Here is a 13,752-nt window from a genome sequence, read left to right as displayed (position 1 = left end):
GCTCGCGTGCGATGAACCTTGGACGATGGCACCGCACGTTGACCTCGCGGGGGCGCGGAAGGCCCGCCTGTTGGCCGTCGCTTGCTGCCGCCGCGTGTGGACTTTGCTCGACAAGGACTCGCGGTCCGGGGTCGAGGTGGCCGAGCTGTACGCAGACAATGCCGCTCACGCGCGTGAGCTGGAAAAGGCACACCGGACGGCCCGCCAGCGCGCGAACAACTTTCAACGGCTCTTCGGGTTAAGGCTCCGACAGGACGGCTCCCAATCCGCCGACTCTGAGGCGCTGTGCCGAGACTGTCAGCGGGCTTCCTTAGCCGCTTACACGTTGCAACGGGACGGAGGATTGGTGAGCGCGTTAGCTCAATCGGTACAACTCAATCTGCGTCTCCGCCTCGGCCCCCAAGCTTACCTTGGGCGCCCTTCACAGGATGAGGTGCAAAAACTCACCGGACCCGACGAAGCCGAACTGGCGAACCTTGTACGCTGCGTCCTTGGGAACCCCTTCCGACCTGCCGCCTTCGCCCCGGAGTGGCGCACCGACACGGTTCGCGCCCTCGCGGCGCGGATGTACGAGTCCCGCGACTTCTCCGCGATGCCGATTCTCGCCGACGCCCTTCAGGACGCCGGGTGCGACTCTGACGACATCCTGAACCACTGCCGCGGACTCGGACCACACGTTCGCGGGTGCTGGGTCGTGGATTTGGTGTTGGGAAAAGGATGAGTGCCGATCGGCCTGCTATCGTCGGCGCGATGGGCGAAGAGGACCACCACGATAAAGTGTGCTTGCGGTGTTGGTGCAGGTGAAATCTCTGACTCAAAATCGCGAGCGGGCATCGGCGCCGAATTGTGTACCGGCCTTCAGCGATCGGTAAACCCGTTGCCGACATCGCCCGTCCGTTTCGTGTCCGTGACCGTTCTGGCGCGCTGGTGCGTTGATCCGTTGGCGCTTAGTGGCTCCGGTTTCGGGAGCCGTGAGGTGCGGCTCGGCCTTTCTTTGTAGCCTTAAGTGCCCGTGATGCGGTGACCGGCGTGTTGCCGAGCTTGAACCGTGAGACGAGCTCTCGGAGCTGCGCGGCTTGGTCCGTGAGGGTCTGGGCGGTGGCGCTCATCTCTTCGGTTTGCGAGGCGTTCCGCTGGGTCACCGTGTCCATCTGGCTGACGGCCTTGTTCACCTGCTCGATGCCGGCGGACTGCTCCCGGCTGGCCGCCGCCATCTCGGTCACGATGTCGGTTACCCGCTTCACGCTGGTCACGATCTCGGCCAGCGTGTCCCCCGACTTATTTACCAGTTCCGTGCCCGCGTCCACTTTCTTCACCGAGTCCTGGATCAGGGCTTTGATTTCTTTGGCGGCGGTGGCGGACCGCTGGGCGAGGTTTCGGACCTCGGTGGCGACGACGGCGAACCCGCGCCCCTGCTCGCCGGCCCGGGCCGCCTCGACCGCCGCGTTGAGGGCCAGCAGGTTGGTCTGGAACGCGATCTCGTCGATCGTCGTGATGATGTCCGCGATCCTCTTCGACGACCCGTTGATCTCGCCCATCGCACTCACCGCGTCGCTGACCACGCTCCCGCCCCTTTGCGCCACCTCCGTGGAGCCGTTGGCAAGTTGGCGGGCCTGCTGGGCGCTGTCCGCGCTGCGGCGCACGGTCGCGGTGATCTCGTGCAGCGTGCTGGCCGTTTCCTCCAGGCTGCTCGCTTGTTCCTGTGCGCCCGTGGAGATTTCTTCGCTGGCCGCGGCCAGTTGCGACGAGGCGTCGGCCAGTTGCTCGGACACCTCGCGCATGCCCTCCAGTGCCGCGCGCACGCTACCCACCGCGGTGTTGAGGGCGACCGCCATTTGGCCCAAATCGTCGGAGCCCAGGGCCGGCACTGATACCGTGAAGTCGCCCGCGGCCAGCGCGTTCATTCCCGACAGGATGACGCTCACCTTTTGTTTCAGTTCTTCTGCGTGCGCGCGCTCCGCGTGGCGAGCTCGCTCCGCCGCGGCTTCGCGCTCGGTGCGGATCGCGTTTTCTCGCTCCGTGCGCTCGCGGATCTCCTGGGCCTTGGCCGCGAGTTCCTGCATGTTGGCCGCGGTTGCCCGTTCGGCTTCGGCGAGAGCGGCCTCGCGTGCGGCCTGGGTCCGCATTTCGTTCTGGCTGAGGACGCACATCCAGGCCAGCACGGGCATTGAAAATAGCGCCCAGGCGGCGTGCTCGAGCCAGAGCCAGTTGCTGTACGCGCTCGACCCGTACACCGACTGCCACCACAGGAACCCGCGGGCGATGTGATCGACGGCCGCGACGGCCACACCCAGCACAAGGACGCGCCACTCCCGGTACACGGCGAGCATGCCGATGGAGGCGAACACGTGGAAGTGCGACTCGATGCGCCCGGCGGTCAGGTGCATCACGAGTATCCCCATCACCATCTGCGCGACAGCGACCACGTACCCGTTTATCTCTTCGCCCGGTTGATTGACCGCGAGGTATACCGGAGCGGCCGCGCACGCCGCCCCGAGCAGAACGGCCACCCAGACGTGGAAGTGAACGCTCGATTCCGAACCGGCCCAGGCGCGCGGGCTGACGACCAGTGCCAGCACGATCAGCAACCCCCACTGGGCGACCATGAGGCCGGCGAGCAACCGGTCGGCGCGGCCCCGGTTGTTCGCAACCGCGGTCCGGTAGAGTTCTTCGGCGTGTGCTCCGGTGTGAGGCGCCAAGGTTCGGCTCCGAAATTGAGGTCAGTCTTGCAACGTGCAACCGAACACCGGGAACGACACGGGCGTACCTTCGGTGCCGGACAGCCGGGCGCTTGCCGCCCAGAGTCCCGGATTCTCGCCTTCGTGGCCGCGCCCATCGGTTATGCCCCCCTCGAACACCAACTGGCCGTTGGGGGAGTACAGAAACACGTGGCCAGATGTCATCGCGCCGAATCGTTTCGCGACGCTTCCGTCCGGATCGGGGCGACACTCGGCCTTGGGCACGTTGGCGGCAGCACGACCGTTGGGCGTACCATCGCTGGCGCCCGCGACGACGTAAATTACGGCCTCACAACGCTCTCTAGCCACAAGCGCGGCGAAATTGCGCAGGGAGGTTGGGGTACAGGGGCAGTGAGGGTGGACGAACATCACCGCCCGGGGGATGGTGCTGTGCGCCGGTTCGGGCCACTGACGCGATACGGTTCCGCTTGGCCCGGGAGTGAACTGATGGGCAGCAAGAAGGTAGAGGCCGCCTACTAACACGGCGAGCCAGGACCCGAGCGCAGCAACGCGGTAACTCACAACACGCCCTCCGCGGTAAGTGAGCTGATGGTTGTGCGGCTCTGTCGCTCGCACCCCCGGATGATGGCTGCGAGGGTTGACGAGCGGCGCGTGGGCCAATGTCGCATCCCTCCCGCTTGCGTTACCAGGGGATGCTACATCATTTATCGTGTATTCGTTCGTGATTTTTGCCGAGCCCGCCGTCGTGCCCCTCAAACTCATCTAGCATCCTTTTCCGCTCTTGCCTATTACCCCACCCCCCACGCCTCTCGGTGCGGTTGAGAGGTGCCCCCGGTGGAGCGGAGCATGAATCGGGTTCGGCTATTTCTCGCGCTCGCGGTTCTGGTCGCGGCGGCGGTCCCCGCTGCCGCCCAGCCGGCGGTCGCGTTCGACGACGCGGGACTGCACGCGGTCCAGTTCGTGGACGCGAGCGAGGGCTGGGCGTGCGGCGACGACGGGGCCGTGTGGCACACCGTCGACGGCGGGAAGCAGTGGGAGCGGCAGAAGACCGGCACCCGGGCCAGCCTCCGCGGGCTGCATTTCGTTAACCCGTATACCGGTTGGGCTGTCGGCCGCGTTGATACGCCTTCCGGTTCCGTGGGCGTGCTGCTGAAAACCACCGACGGCGGCCTGGGGTGGGCCGAGGTGGGCACGAACGTGATGCCCGGGCTGAACGCGATCCGCTTCGTCGACGAGAAACTCGGGATGGTGTGTGGGGACGGCTCAGATGCGTTCCCCACCGGCGTGTTCGTCACGACCGACGGTGGCGCCACCTGGGACTCCATTAAGGGCCCTCGCCTGCCGTCGTGTCGCGCGGCCGCGGTGTGCGAACGGAGCGGCATACTCGTCGCGGGTGCGTGGGGAAAGCTCGGGGAAGTGCTGCTCCCGCGTTCGGGCGTGGCGGTCGCGTACCACGACGCCGAACTCGACCCGCTCGCCGGGCGCGGCGTCCACGGGGTCGCGTACGCGCCCAACCACGGCGTGAAGGGGTGGGGGTGTGCGTTCGCCGCGTGCGACGGCGGCGCGGTGCTGACCAGCTCCGACGGCGGGCGGAAGTGGGGTTACGTGGATCTCGGGCTGCCGGCTCAGGCGCTGGCGTCCTGCGATTTTAAGTGCGTGGCCGCCTACGGGACGCACGTGTGGGTCGCGGGTCGCCCGGGCGGGTTCGTGCTGCACAGCGCGGACCTGGGTAAGACCTGGGAGGTCCAGAAGACGGAGTTGACCGTGCCTGCGAACGGGATCCACTTCGTCAGCGAGAAGGAAGGCTGGATCGTCGGCGATCTGGGGTGCGTCCTGGGTACGATCGACGGCGGTAAGACGTGGAAAACGCAGCGCCTCGGCGGCCAGCGGGCCGCGACACTCTTCCTCCACGCCAGCGGGAAGAGTACCCCGCTCGACGTGGTCGCCGCCATCGGCGCGGCCGACGGCTACCTCTGCGCCGCCACCGCCCTCACGAATGCCGACCCCGCGACCGCGGATCCGAAGCGGGCGAGCGACGGGCTTCGTGCTCGGTACGCGATGCGGCTCGCGGGCGGCGCGGTCGGTGAGAGCGGGTGGGCGTTTCCCCTCGCGGCTCACGCCGCCGGGCTGCCCGCGCGTGAACTGCTCGGCACCTGGGACCGGGCGCACGGGGGCCAGGCCAACGGGCAGCTTTTGCGCCAAGCGGTCCTCGCGATCCGCGTGTGGCAGCCGGAAGTGATCGTGTGCGACCTGTTCGCGAACGACACCACTCCGGCCGACGCGCTCGTGCTGAACGCCGCTAAGGAGGCGTTCAAGCAGGCCGCCGATCCGACCTGCTTCCCCGAACAGATCGCAACGCTGGGCCTGAAGCCGTGGGGCGCGAAAAAGCTGTACGCGCTCGCGGGCGATCCGAAGACCGCTCCCATCAAACTGGACCAGAGCGTGTTCAGTAACCGCCTTAACGATTCGCCGCGGGACTTCGCCGAGGCTGCTACGCGCGTACTGGCGGGCGATGCGGCCGTCACCGACCGGCGGTGCTTCGTACTCGTTGCGCACCGGCTCCAGGGTGCGGACGCGCACACGTCCCTGATGGAGGGCATCTCGCTGGCCCCGGGCGGCGTGGCCCGGCGCTCCGCTGTTGCCTCCTTCGACCCGACCGCCGCGACCGAGAAGCAGAAGGCCGTGCAGGCGCGACGCCGCCTCGAAACGCTGGCCGGGGTGGTGGACGCCGAAATGGGCGGCGCGGACAAGCTGCTCGGGGCGCTCAACACGGAGCTCAAGAAGCTCCCCGACGACGTGGCGGCGCGGACTGCGTTCGCGGTCGGCACGCGGCTGGCGCGCGAGGGCAAGTGGGTCGAGGCCCGCGAGGTGTTCGGTGTGCTTACCGCGAACTACACCGGGCACCCGCTGTCGGTTGAGGCGTTCCGCTGGCTCACCCGGTACCACGCGAGCACCGAGGCCCGCCGGCGCACAGAGATCCAGCAGAAGATGTTGCTTCAGTCGACAACGTTCGAAGCGAATGGCGTCCGGGTCAACTCGAATGGCGTCGGTGAGGTCAAGTTGACCCCCGCTTCCGGCGTCGCGGCCAGTGTCGGGAGCGCGAATACGACCGAAGACGTGTACCGGTTCTACAGCCCGAACATGATCCTGAAGTGGCACCAGACGTGCCTGGACCTGGAGCCGAAGCTGTCCGCATTCGGGCCGGCGTACGCGCGGGACCCGGCTGCGTGGCTGTGCTTCCTCGCCGCCCACCGCCAGGTCGGCAACCACGATAAGGCGACCGCGTTCATCAACGACTACTTCAAACACACGCCGCAGGCGCTCGCGCTGGCCCCGGGCGTGGACCCGTGGCGTGACTGTCTCGCGGCGGAGTTGTGGCTCGCGAACCCGACCGGCGGTCCCGCGCCGTCCAAGCCGGTCGGCTACTGCCGGCTCACCGACACCCGCCCGCTCCTCGACGGGAAGCTCGACGACGCGTGCTGGACGCGCAGCGCGAAGGTCATGCCCCTGAAGGTAACTGCGTCGGCGGGCGACAAGCCCGACGAGGCGAAGGCGTTCGGCGAGAGCTACAAGACCGAAAGCTGGTTCAGCTACGACGAGCGCTACCTGTACATCGCGGTGAAGTGCGACCACCCGGCGGGTAAGAAGGCCGAGCCCGTGGCGAAGCGCGTTCGCGACGCCGACCTGAGCGGGCGCGACCGCGTGGACATTCTGCTCGACATGGACCGCGACTACCAAACGTACTACCGGTTCCAGATCGACCACCGCGGCTGCCTGGCCGAGGACTGCTGGGGCGACCGGAGCTGGAACCCGAAGTACCACGTCGCGTTCAACTCGACCGATACCGGCTGGACGGCGGAACTCGCGATCCCGCTGGTCGAGCTGACCGGCGAGCGGCCCGCGCACGGGAAAACGTGGGCGGTGAACGTGTCGCGGTTCGTGCCCGGCGCCGGGGTTCAGTCGTGGAGCGGTCCGGCCGATCACGACCCGCGCCCGGAGGGCATGGGACTACTTCAGTTCCGCGCGGACAAGTAACAACGGGCAGATTGGCCGTTAAAGAAGCAGGAGATTGGCCACAAAAAAGCACAAAGGGCACAAAAGGAAACCACAGAAACAAGAGTCAGTTTAAAGCACTTCTCTTGTCTTCGTCTGTGGTTTCCTTTTGTGCCCTTTGTGCTTTTTTGTGGCCCGTCTGCCTTTCGACTACAGCCCGAGAGCTTTGCGCTTCTCCATCAAAAACGAGACGTGGTGCGGGATGTGGTTGGTCGCCATCCCGATGATCTTCTCGAGCGTCATCAGCCCGCGCTTGTTGTGGTTGCCCGTCAGTTGGAGCTGTTCCGGTGTCAGCCCGCCGATGATTCGGGCCATCTGTCGCCGGATCGATTCCACCACCGCGAGTTCCTCTTCCAGGTCGCGGGCATGGTAGCCCAGTCCCTTTACGAACAGGTCTTCGTCCGCGACGAGCAGCAGCGGCACCTCGGCCGCCATCGCGATGATGCGCTTCATCCGGTCCGCGAGGATCAGGTCAAAGTCACTGAGGTGGCACACCACCTCCATCGCGGACCAGCGCCCCGCGACCGGTCGGGCGAGGAGCTGTTCGCGGGTCATTCCGGCAACTGCGGCGCGTAACTGCGCGGCACCCGCGAGGTACTGGTCGGCGAGTTCCTGAGGCGTCGGCATCGGTTCCTCTTTTCGGTGCGTTGTGGTGCGTAGCGTCCGCGCGCACAATATACCGACCCGCTCGCGCGACCGTACACTGGAGGATTACGAATGGGCATCACGCGAAGGCAACTCCTCGCAGCCGGGGGCGCGTGCGCGGTCGGGGGATCGCTGTGGGCCGGAGCGAAACGCGCCCCGCGGGTGCTGCTGCGCTCCTCGTGGCAGACGGTGAACATCGGCGACATCGCTCACACGCCCGGCGTCCTCGCGCTGCTCGAAACGCACGTTCCCGGCGCCGAGGTGCGGCTGTGGCCGTCGAAGGTGGACGATGGCGTCGCGGAACTGCTGAAGAAGCGGTTCCCGAAGCTCGTGATCGTGCAAGGCGACGCCGCGCTGAAAGCGGCGTTCGCGGAATGCGACTTCTTTTTGCACGGGTCCGGGCCGTCGCTGGTCGCGGCCAAGGACCTGGCCCGCTGGCGGAAGGAAACGCAGAAGCCTTACGGCGTGTATGGCATCACGCTTCCCGTCCCTTCCGAACCGGCGCTCGACCTCATCAGCGGTGCGAAGTTCTGCTTCTTCCGCGACTCCGTGTCACTCAAACTCGCCAAGGACCGCGGCGCGAAGTGCCCGGTCATGGAATTCGGCCCCGACGGGGCGTTCGCGACGGACGTGCGGGACGACCGCGCCGCCGAGACATCTTTGAAGGTGAACGGGTTGGAGAGCGGCAAGTTCCTGTGCTGCATCCCGCGGTTGCGGTACACACCGTACTGGAAGATCCACGACCGCAAAATGACCGCCGAGGACGAGGCCAAGCACAAAACGAACGAGGCCAAAAAGGAGCAGGACCACGCGCCGCTGCGCGACGCCATCACTGCCGTGGTGAAGAAGACCGGGCTGAAGGTGTTGGTGTGACCGGAGGACCGGAGCCAAATGGCTGTGGGGAAAGAGCTGCTCGTAGACCCGCTGCCGGCGGACGTGAAAAAATCCGTCGTGTGGCGCGGGGACTACTGGCTCACCGACGAGGCGCTGAGCACCTACGTCCGCTCCGCGGGGCTGTTCGGCAACGAGATGCACTCGCCGATCATGTGCGTCGGCAACGGCGTGCCCGCGGTCGTGTGCCGGTGGGCGGAACAGACGTCGAAGGGGTTCATGTGGGCCGACATCGGGCTCAAAGACTGGCTGTTCAACATGGACGAGGATAAGGACCGCGGGCGGGTGGCCGAAACGGTACTCGCCCTGGCCGCCGACCCGAAGGCGGCGCAGGAGAAGGCCGCGAAGGCCCGCGAGTTCGTTCGCCAGCGCCAGAAGGAGACCATGAAGGTTCTGGCCGATGAACTCGCGAAGCTGGCTCAGTGACCGCAATCGTTGTGACTCCCGGACCCGGTGCGGATCTTTGCCTTTCGGTTTCTGGTGCCGCTCATGCGATCTCTCGTTTCGATCGTTTCGCTTCTCGCCGTTTGCGCCGCGACTTCTTCCCAGGAGAAGAAGGCCGAGCCCAAGAAGGAACCGCCGCCGAAGGTTCTGTACTCGATACCCTTGGTGGTGAAGCCGGGACAGAAACAGAAGCTCGCGCTCCGCGGGAGGCACCTTGCGTCCGTCAAGGACGTGAAGGTTGTCGGCGCCGACGGCGCGAAGGTCCGGGTGATCGGCGCGAAGGCTGTTGGGGTGCCGAACAACTATCCGGCGGACCGCGTCGGCGATTCCGAGGTGGAAATCGAGTTAGAACTGCCGAACGACGCGAAGCCCGGCGCCGTGAAACTGATCGCAGCGGGCGCGAGCGACTCGAACGAGTACCGCCTCCTCGTTCGCGATAACCTCCCGACGGCTGCGGAAAAGGAAGACAACGGCGCGTTCGGCTCCGCGCAACTGATCGCACTCCCGGTCGCAGTGGAAGGTACGATCAAGGGCGAACGCGACGTGGATGTGTTCAAGTTCGTGGGGAAGAAGGGGCAAAAAGTGCGGATCGAGGTGCAGGCGGCCCGCTTCGGCTCGCCGCTCGACGGGTTCCTTACCGTTTGCGACGCGAACCGTAATATCCTCGACACCGTCGATGACGCGGACGGCTCGGCCGATCCGGTTGTCACGCTCACGCTGCCCGGGGACGGCGCTTACTACGTCTCGCTCATCGACGCCCATGACCTGGGCGGACCGAATTTCGGCTACCGGCTGATCGTGAAGCCGGATTGAGGGGGCGTTACAACCCGACCGGGCAAACGCGTTCCCCGCGAGGTGTGCGTTTGCATAGGCTGCGGGACACGGGTATAATTTGGCAAGTGCCGCGAGTCCCTATTCTTGCCCGCGGCACATCCCGGGGGCTGTTTCATGCCGCACCCCAAGCGTCCGAGCCAGACCGGTGCCAGTTCGTTCCCACCGGGCTCGGTTCTTGGCCTGCTAGCCGAGAGAACCCAACTGGATTTCGAGCTCGAGTTTTACGGGAAACTGCTGGCGACCATACCGGACTTCGCAGACGTCCTCCGGGCGCAGGCGTGTAACCTGACGCTGAAGGGGCGAATGCAGGACGGGCTCGCCGTGGACCGGCAGCTCGTGACGGTGCGCCCACACGACCCGACGGCCCACTACAACCTCGCGTGCCGGTACGCGCTCCTCAAACAGCGCGACAAGGCCATTTCGACGCTCCGCAGGGCGGTCGAACTGGGGTACCGCGACTTCGCGTTCATGCTCGAAGACCACGACCTCGATTCGATCCGCAAGGACCCACGGTTTCGTAAGTTGGTTAAAGAGTACCACGACTGATCGCGCGGAAATTTGCCATCTGGTCGGTGCGGACGGGCGGAAATTTCAAAGACAAAGAGCCGTTCTTTTGCCTTTAAAATCTCTGCCCGCTCGTGCCGACCGGAGGGTAAATTCTTCTGCATGACTACCCTCTTCACCTCTCCCGCGTCCGACGAGGCGAGGGCCGCGTTTGCGGCCAAGCCGCGCGGCCTTGTCGACAAAATAATGTCCGTGAGCGAAGCCGTTTCGCGCTTCGTGCGCGACGGCGATTACTTCGCCACCGGCGGGTTCGGGGCGAACCGCATCCCGACGGCGGTGTGCCACGAGATCGTCCGCCAGAGGCGGCAGAACCTCGGGTTTTCGGGTCATACGACCACCCACGACTTCCAGATCCTCTGCGCCGGCAACCTGACGGGCCGCGGGCAGTTGCTCAATCGCGTCGACGCGGCTTACGTCGTCGGTCTGGAGGCGCGGGGGCTGTCGGCCCACGCCCGGCGTGTAATGGAGTCAGGGGCGCTGGACGTGGCGGAGTGGTCGAACTACACACTCGCGCTGCGGTACACCGCGGCCGCGATGGGTGTGCCGTTCGTTCCGGCCCGCTCGCTGCTCGGGACCGACACGCTCGCACACGGCCCGGCGAAGGAAATTCAGTGCCCGTTTACCGGCGAGAAACTGGTCGCGGTGCCGGCCCTGTATCCCGATGTGGCGGCGATCCACGTTCACGAGGCCGACCGGTACGGCAACTGTCGCTTCAGCGGCACCTCGGTCGCCGACGTGGACCTCGCGCGAGCGGCGAAGAAGGTCATTATCACCTGCGAGCGGTTGGTGCCGCACGACGAGATGCGCCGCGACCCGCACCGGACACAGATCCCGTTCCTGTGCGTGGACGCGGTGTGCGAGGTGCCCTACGGGTCGTACCCCGGGAACATGCCGGGTGAGTACTTCTCGGACGAGGAACACCTCAAACTCTGGATGGAAGTCGAGAAGGACCCTGCCGCTCACGCGCAGTTCCTGGACGATCACCTTTTCGGCGTGAGTGACTTCACAGAGTACCTGGAGCGGTGCGGCGGGCTGAAGCGGCTCCAGGCGTTACGGCAGCGTGAATTGTTGTTGCACCTCGGCCGCTGAGCGTATGTACGGGGCACGGCCGGCGGCTAACGCTTCTTGAGTGGCTGCGGATCGAACTGCTGCGGCCGGAAGCCCGGCAATTCGCCCCGATCCACCGCGAACGCATACACCCGGAACGGCTTGTTCGCGAGAAAGTCGTTGTCTGCGGTCACGAGTAGCAGTCGGCGCCCGTCGGGCAGGTCGGGGCCGAACGCCAACCCCTCGAACTTTTCGGGGCATTCCGGCCCCGCGATTCCGTACTTCTTCGCGAGCAGGTCCAGGAACGGCTTTTTCTTCACAGACTTTACGGCTCCGGGCAAGCCCTTCGCAGGTAGCGCGGCCACTGCGCTCACGTCAGTCGCGTCCGTCAGATCGATCAGATAGAGCCGCTTGAACTCGGCTTCGTTACCGCCTTTGCCGTCTCGCTCCAGCACGAGGAACTCGTGATCGTTGACCGCCAGGATCTCATTCACGCCGTACCCGGCGTTTTCGAGCGGGTACACGAACTCGCGAGATTTCTGGGTCGTGAGGTCGAGTTCGAGGATGCGGCAGTTGAGGCCCGTGCGGTTGTTTTTGTCGTCGAGTGCGCCGTCCTGGATGAGCGGGCTTTGCATGATCCCGAACAGCTTTTTGCCGTCCGGGGAAATTGCGAGCCCTTCCATGCCGCGATTCGGTTGCCGGCCCGATGCGCTCTTCGGCGGTAATTCGTCAGCCGGCATCTTCCCGGGTTTCGGCGCCAAGAAGTGAGCCGGCATTGGCAAACTCGCGACCCGCGTACCGCTTTGGTTGAACGCGTACAGCCCCGGACCGTACTCGTCTGAGAGGTGCACGGTTCCGTCGCGCCCGACCCGTGCGCCTTCAGGGTCCAAACGCAGGTTTTTCGCCGGGGCCGTGTGCTCGAACGCGTCGAGCGAGCCGACGAACCGCTTGCCGCTCTCGTTGGTCAGCAGCGTGGTCGCAGTGAGTTTAAGCGTGACGGGCGTTTTCGCGCCCGGAGCAACGCCGACTTCCATTTGGTGCCAGCGGCACACGAAGTCCGTCGCACCGTCCTTCGGTCCGCGATCGGACACGAGGAGGTATTCATTCCCCTGGCCGGTGTACGCGATGGCGGACCCCATTCCGCCGAGCCGGTTGTGCGGCGTGCCGTCGCTGGTTTTGCCTTTGAGCCCCGAGAGGTCGGCCGCGTCGCCGGGGATCGTGCCTACCCCGATGAGGGCAACATCCGCTTGTGCCGCGGAGGCACACGCGGCGAGTAGCAAGCAAGCGGTAAACGTGCGCGGTCGCAACATGGATGAGATCTGAGGGGGGAAATAAAAACGCCGCCCGAACTTCGGGCGGCGTGGTCAGCATGCGTGGTGGTTTAGAAGTCGCCCGGGATATCACCGGCGCTGGCGGTGACCAGAGCCGCGAACGTAGCGGCCGAGATCCCTTCGCGGATGAATCGCACACTTCCGTCGCCCATCAGGACGTTGGTGCCGCCGGAGTGGAACGCGTAGACTTCGCTGTCGTTGGTGCAGTTAATGAAGCAGGTGCCTCCGGTGGTGACCAGGTTGGCCTGGACGCCGTCGAGGCTGATGCCGACGCCGTCCGGGTCCGCCCAGCCGTGCCCGTCTGCGGTGTTGGTGCCGAGGTCCTTGCCCTTTTGGAACAGGTTCGGGCGCCCGGCGTCCTCAGCCAGGAGGATGGTGTTGGACGTGCCGTCGGTAACGCCGACGATCGGCGTGTCGGTGACCTTGGCCATCGCCCCGTTGGCCTCGTCGCCGGCGGCGGTGCCGGCCACCGGGAAGTTCGGGATGCTGTTGGCCGTGTAGAACCGGCGCCGCACCGCGTTCATGGTGCCGTAGTCGCCCAGACCCAGCGCGCCGTACGTCCCTTGCCGCCGCGAGTCCGGGGCAGACGGACACTTGAACAGCTTGAAGGAGGTCTGGGACACGGGCAGGTTCGTACCCTGGTTCCACTTGACCGTGAAGTTCCACTGCTTGGCGACGTTGTCCTGCTCGACGTACGGTAGGGCGAGTGGGGTCCAGGCGCGGAACTTAGCGTCCCCGCCGACCGTCACCCGCGTGGCCGGGAACTTGTTGTCATTTGTGTTCGCGTAGTTGTGAATTGCTAGGCCGAACTGCTTGAGGTTGTTCTGGCAGCTCATCCGGGCAGCGGCTTCGCGTACTTTCTGAACGGCCGGCAGGAGGAGCCCGATCAGGATCGCAATGATCGCGATCACCACCAACAACTCGATCAGCGTAAACGCGCGACGCCGGAACTGGGACATATTAGCTCTCAAACGAAATAAGGACGACCACTGTGTCCGGAAGCAATTTCTTACTTTCACTAGCGTGAAAGTCACATCAGGATTTCGAGAGGGTTTTGTGTGCAAATTGTGAAGGCGGCGGGCCAGGACGCATGAGAGGTGCGGGCAGAACTCACCCGTCAGTACAACGGGACACGAGCACCGGATCAGAGGCGGCGTAAGACGCGAAGGTGTGAGTAGTTGCTTCGAGTATTGCGTGGGCTGAAGTCGGCGCCGGGTGTGCGAATTGAGTACCCGGCGCCGCGG

The 13,752-nt window shown here is 65.5% G+C and carries 10 protein-coding genes and 1 pseudogene; 6 read left to right on the top strand and 5 right to left on the bottom strand.

Annotated features, from left to right (window positions below):
- The first annotated feature begins 433 nt into the window (after positions 1–433).
- A complete protein-coding gene (locus tag GobsT_RS37060) occupies positions 434–721 on the top strand; it encodes a hypothetical protein (RefSeq protein ID WP_081471938.1) in 288 nt (95 codons plus the stop codon).
- A 226-nt stretch (positions 722–947) separates the two neighbouring features.
- On the opposite strand, the gene GobsT_RS40320 is transcribed toward GobsT_RS37060, so the two are convergent.
- Both GobsT_RS40320 and GobsT_RS37050 read right to left on the bottom strand, forming a co-directional pair.
- Positions 948–2,699 (bottom strand): methyl-accepting chemotaxis protein, encoded by a 1,752-nt coding sequence (locus GobsT_RS40320; protein ID WP_010048396.1) that lies wholly within the window; start codon positions 2,697–2,699, stop codon positions 948–950.
- A 21-nt stretch (positions 2,700–2,720) separates the two neighbouring features.
- Positions 2,721–3,260 carry a thioredoxin domain-containing protein gene (locus tag GobsT_RS37050; RefSeq protein WP_071529345.1) on the bottom strand — a complete coding sequence of 180 codons (540 nt, stop codon included), beginning with the start codon at positions 3,258–3,260 and terminating at the stop codon, positions 2,721–2,723.
- 285 nt (positions 3,261–3,545) lie between these two features.
- Here GobsT_RS37050 and GobsT_RS37045 point away from each other — a divergent pair, with 285 nt between their 5' ends.
- Entirely contained in the window at positions 3,546–6,734 is a 3,189-nt protein-coding gene (locus GobsT_RS37045; RefSeq protein ID WP_010048400.1) for a YCF48-related protein, read from the top strand.
- A gap of 168 nt (positions 6,735–6,902) precedes the next feature.
- Here the strand turns inward: GobsT_RS37045 and GobsT_RS37040 are convergent, their stop codons facing one another.
- Positions 6,903–7,379 (bottom strand): DinB family protein, encoded by a 477-nt coding sequence (locus GobsT_RS37040; protein WP_010045641.1) that lies wholly within the window; start codon positions 7,377–7,379, stop codon positions 6,903–6,905.
- 90 nt (positions 7,380–7,469) lie between these two features.
- Here GobsT_RS37040 and GobsT_RS41405 point away from each other — a divergent pair.
- The 4 genes and pseudogenes from GobsT_RS41405 to GobsT_RS37020 all read left to right on the top strand — a co-directional run bounded on the left by GobsT_RS41405 (position 7,470) and on the right by GobsT_RS37020 (position 11,219).
- Positions 7,470–8,714: pseudogene (locus GobsT_RS41405) on the top strand (polysaccharide pyruvyl transferase family protein).
- 63 nt (positions 8,715–8,777) lie between these two features.
- On the top strand, positions 8,778–9,545 hold the full coding sequence (locus tag GobsT_RS37030; protein WP_148088003.1) for a PPC domain-containing protein: 768 nt from the start codon (positions 8,778–8,780) through the stop codon (positions 9,543–9,545).
- Between the two features lie 135 nt (positions 9,546–9,680).
- Positions 9,681–10,112: a TPR end-of-group domain-containing protein gene (locus tag GobsT_RS37025; protein WP_010045651.1), complete on the top strand. Its 432-nt coding sequence runs from the start codon at positions 9,681–9,683 to the stop codon at positions 10,110–10,112.
- 120 nt (positions 10,113–10,232) lie between these two features.
- A complete protein-coding gene (locus GobsT_RS37020) occupies positions 10,233–11,219 on the top strand; it encodes a CoA transferase subunit A (protein WP_010045654.1) in 987 nt (328 codons plus the stop codon).
- Positions 11,220–11,245: 26 nt separating this feature from the next.
- Here the strand turns inward: GobsT_RS37020 and GobsT_RS37015 are convergent, their stop codons facing one another.
- Both GobsT_RS37015 and GobsT_RS37010 read right to left on the bottom strand, forming a co-directional pair.
- Positions 11,246–12,487, bottom strand: coding sequence for an esterase-like activity of phytase family protein (locus GobsT_RS37015; protein ID WP_010045657.1), 1,242 nt, complete (start codon positions 12,485–12,487; stop codon positions 11,246–11,248).
- Positions 12,488–12,558: 71 nt separating this feature from the next.
- Positions 12,559–13,467, bottom strand: a complete 909-nt coding sequence (locus GobsT_RS37010; RefSeq protein ID WP_010045658.1) for a DUF1559 domain-containing protein — start codon at positions 13,465–13,467, stop codon at positions 12,559–12,561.
- Positions 13,468–13,752: the final 285 nt, after the last annotated feature.

This window comes from Gemmata obscuriglobus (genome assembly GCF_008065095.1).
In the GTDB taxonomy this organism is placed as follows: Bacteria; Planctomycetota; Planctomycetia; order Gemmatales; family Gemmataceae; genus Gemmata; species Gemmata obscuriglobus.
This window is presented reverse-complemented; position numbering and strand designations above follow the sequence as displayed.

Excerpts from the sequence above, each read along its gene's own strand:
- GobsT_RS37045 (WP_010048400.1), top strand. The coding sequence starts at position 3,546 with ATGAATCGGGTTCGGCTATTTCTCGCGCTCGCGGTTCTGGTCGCGGCG.
- GobsT_RS37040 (WP_010045641.1), bottom strand. The coding sequence starts at position 7,379 with ATGCCGACGCCTCAGGAACTCGCCGACCAGTACCTCGCGGGTGCCGCG.
- GobsT_RS37030 (WP_148088003.1), top strand. The coding sequence starts at position 8,778 with ATGCGATCTCTCGTTTCGATCGTTTCGCTTCTCGCCGTTTGCGCCGCG.
- GobsT_RS37025 (WP_010045651.1), top strand. The coding sequence starts at position 9,681 with ATGCCGCACCCCAAGCGTCCGAGCCAGACCGGTGCCAGTTCGTTCCCA.
- GobsT_RS37020 (WP_010045654.1), top strand. The coding sequence starts at position 10,233 with ATGACTACCCTCTTCACCTCTCCCGCGTCCGACGAGGCGAGGGCCGCG.
- GobsT_RS37015 (WP_010045657.1), bottom strand. The coding sequence starts at position 12,487 with ATGTTGCGACCGCGCACGTTTACCGCTTGCTTGCTACTCGCCGCGTGT.
- GobsT_RS37010 (WP_010045658.1), bottom strand. The coding sequence starts at position 13,467 with ATGTCCCAGTTCCGGCGTCGCGCGTTTACGCTGATCGAGTTGTTGGTG.